At 75.8% G+C, this 3,185-nt stretch carries 1 protein-coding gene; it reads left to right on the forward strand.

Annotated elements, in window-relative coordinates; translation table 11 throughout:
• Positions 1–24 precede the first annotated feature (24 nt).
• Positions 25–3,185: condensation domain-containing protein (locus ACH4EB_RS38600; protein WP_398353212.1), on the forward strand; the 3,161-nt coding region annotated here is incomplete at its 3' end.

The following is a 3,185-nucleotide window of genomic DNA, read 5'->3' on the forward strand; positions in this document are numbered from 1 at the left end:
CGGATGTACCGGACGGGTGATCTGGTGCGGTGGCGGGTTGACGGGCGGTTGGAGTTCGTCGGGCGGGCCGACGACCAGGTGAAGGTGCGCGGCTTTCGCGTCGAGCCGGGCGAGGTCGAGGCGGTCCTCGTCACCCACCCGGCCGTCGCCCGGGCCGCCGTCGCCGTCCGCGGGGACGCTTCGGGGGCCGCGCGGCTGGTCGGCTATGTGATTGCCGCACCGGGGGGACCGACCCACGGTCCGGGCGCGGAGGGCCCGGCCCTCGACCCGGCCGCGGACCCGGGGGCGGAGGGTCCGGCTCCCGCCCCGGGTGCGGTACGGGAGTTCTTGCGTGCCCGGTTGCCCGAGTACCTGGTTCCGGCCGCTGTGGTCGTGCTGGACGCGTTTCCGTTGACGGTGGGCGGCAAGCTCGACCGGCAGGCTCTGCCCGATCCCGGCTTCGCTCCGGCGCCGGCCGGTCGTGCGCCGCGTACGCCGGAGGAAGAGGTGCTGTGCGGCCTGTTCGCCGAGGTGCTGCGGCTGCCCTCGGTCGGGCTCGACGACAACTTCTTCGACCTCGGCGGCCATTCCCTGCTCGCCACCCGGCTGGTCAACCGGGTGCGTGCCGTCCTGGGCGCGGAACTCGACCTCCGCGCCGTCTTCGAGACGCCCACCGCCGCGGCCCTGGCCACTCGGCTCGCCACCGCGGCGCGCCCGCGCCCGGCACTCCGCCCGCTGCCCCGGCCCGCCCGGGTGCCGCTGTCGCCCGGCCAGCGGCGACTCTGGACGCTGCACCGGATGACGGGGCCGAGCGCGACGTACAACGTGCCGCTGGTGCTGCGGCTGCGGGGCGCGCTGGATGCCGACGCGCTGGACGCGGCGCTGGGGGACGTGGTGCGGCGGCACGAGGTGCTGCGTACGGTGTTCGCGGAGGATGCGGACGGCGAGCCGTACCAGGTGCCGCGCCCGGCCGTCGGCCCCTTCCTGGTCCGGGCCCCGGCCGCGCGCCGGTCCGTCGACACGCTGCGGAGCGCGGTACGCCGCGCGACGCGCCACGCATTCGACCTGACGACGGAACCCCCGTTCCGCGCCGAGCTGTTCCCGTGCGCCGACGACGAGTCGGTGCTGGTGGTCGTGGTGCACCACATCGCCGCCGACGGCTGGTCCATGGCGCCGCTGTGGCGCGACGTGGCGACGGCGTACGCGGCGCGGCTGGGTGGTCGCGCGCCGGATTGGGCCGCGCTGCCGGTGCAGTACGCGGATTTCGCGCTGTGGCAGCGCGAGGTGCTGGGCGAGGCCGGCGAAGCGGCACGGAACATCGAGTTCTGGCGGGCGGAACTGGCCGGCGCCCCACGCGAGTTGGCGCTACCGTACGACCGTACGCGGCGGACGGACACTGATCACCGGGGCGGGGTCGTGCCGTTCCACTGGGACGCGGAGTCGCACGGCCGGGTGACGGAGCTGGCCCGGCAGCACGGGGCGAGCGTGTTCATGGTGGTGCAGGCTGCCGTGGCGGCGCTGCTGACCAGGCTCGGAGCGGGGACGGACATTCCCCTGGGCACCCCCGTCACAGGCCGCGCCGACGCCGCGCTGGACGACGTCGTGGGCTTCTTCGTCAACACCCTCGTGCTGCGCACCGACACCTCCGGCGATCCGTCGTTCCACGAGCTGGTACGGCGGGTCAGGGAGCGTGACCTGCGGGCGTACGCGCATCAGGACGCGCCCTTCGAGCAGCTCGTCGAGGCGCTGAACCCGGGGCGTTCCGCCGGCCGCAACCCGCTCTTCCAGGTCGCCCTGGCCGTGGACACCGCGCCCGGCGACGCTCCGGCCCTGCCCGGGGTGGCCGTCGAACAGCAGGACGCGCACACCGGCACCGCGAAGTTCGACCTCTCCTTCCGCCTCACCGAACGCCGGGCCCCCGGTGGGTGGCCCGCGGGGATCGACGGTTCGGTGGAGTTCGCCACCGCCCTGTTCGACCGCGGCACCGTCGAGACCATGGCCGTACGGCTGCGCCGACTCCTGACGGCGGTCGTCTCGCGGCCCGACCGGCCCATCGGCCAGGCCGACATTCTCTCCGCGGGCGAGCGCCGCCTGCTGCTGCACCGGTGGAGCGGCCCGGCCGGCGGCCTTCCCACGGGACTTCTCCCCGCGCTGTTCGAGGAATGGGCCGCCAGGGAGCCCGACGCGCCCGCCGTTGTCGAAGGAGCCACGACGGCGACGTACGCGGAGACCAACTCCGTCGCCAACCGCCTCGCCCACCTCCTGATCGGCCACGGCGCGGGCCCGGAGCAAATCGTCGCCCTCTGCCTGCCGCGGTCCGCCACGGCCGTCCGGGCCGCCCTCGCCGTGGTCAAGACGGGCGCCGCCCACCTGCCCGTGGACCCCGCGCTGCCGCCCGAGCGGATCGCGTACCTGCTCCGGGACGCCGCCCCCGCCCTTGTCGTGACCACCGCCGATGCCGCCCGCGGGCTGCGGCCGGACGGCCCGCCGCGCCTCGTGCTGGACTCCGACGCCACGCTCCGCGCCCTCGCCGGGCAGCCGGACCACGACCCGACCGACGCCGACCGGCGCGCCCCGCTGCGGCCCGCGCACCCCGCCTACGTCATCCATACGTCCGGCTCCACCGGCGCGCCCAAGGGCGTCGCGGTCACCCACACGGGCCTCCACGCCCTCGCCGCCGCCCAGGTGGCCCGCTTCGGCCTGCGCCCCGGCAGCCGGGTGCTCCAGCTCGCCTCGCCCAGCTTCGACGCGTCGGTGATGGAGACGCTGATGGCGTTCGCGTCGGGCGCCGCCCTGGTCGTGCCGCCGGCCGGCCCGCTCGGCGGTGACGCGCTCGCCGGCTTCCTGGCCCGGGAGCGCGTCACCCACTGCCTGGTCCCGCCGACGGTGCTGGCCGGCGTCCCGCCCGTCCCCCTGCCCGACCTGGAGACCCTGGTCATCGGGGGCGAGGCGGGCACCGGCGAACTGGTGGCCCGCTGGTCGCCCGGCCGCCGCATGATCAACGCGTACGGCCCGACCGAGGCGACGATCTGCGCCACCCTCAGCGAACCCCTGCACGGCACGGGCACCCCGCCGATCGGCGCGCCCGTCACCCACAGCCGCGCCTATGTGCTGGACGGGGGGTTGAGGCTGGTTCCGCCGGGTGTGGTGGGGGAGTTGTATGTGGCGGGGGTGGGGTTGGCGCGGGGGTATGTGCGTCGTCCTGG

The organism is Streptomyces sp. NPDC018045 (genome assembly GCF_044327445.1).
GTDB lineage: Bacteria > Actinomycetota > Actinomycetes > Streptomycetales > Streptomycetaceae > Streptomyces.